The sequence below is a fragment of the Pauljensenia sp. UMB3104 genome, assembly GCF_030217285.1.
GTDB lineage: Bacteria > Actinomycetota > Actinomycetes > Actinomycetales > Actinomycetaceae > Pauljensenia.
The window spans coordinates 1-242 of record NZ_JASONN010000542.1 but is presented as its reverse complement, the minus strand read 5'-3'; the positions used below and the strand labels follow the sequence as shown (position 1 = coordinate 242).

The 242-nt window shown below is 57.9% G+C and carries 1 protein-coding gene; it reads left to right on the top strand.

Annotated features, from left to right (window positions below; all coding sequences use genetic code 11):
* Nucleotides 1-242, top strand: a 242-nt coding sequence (locus tag QP415_RS12715) for a hypothetical protein (RefSeq protein ID WP_285100312.1), incomplete at both ends; no start/stop codon positions are given.

Sequence of the window (242 nt, the reverse complement as noted above, 5' to 3'; positions counted from 1 at the left end):
TGCACATTACGGAACTAGCCATCAACGGGCTCTCGCTCCTCATAGCTACTGGGGGCCTGATTGTTGCTGTCCTGGCACGCCGTGACACGAAAATCAGCCAACGCGCGGCTAAGGAGGCCAACCGCCTCGCTAAGGACGCCAACATTGCTGCTACCCGCGCGAACCGCCTGGCAGGTGAGGCAAACCAGATAAGTAGCAAGGCGAACAAGATTGCGACCAGAGCACTTGCTACCACGCAAGAT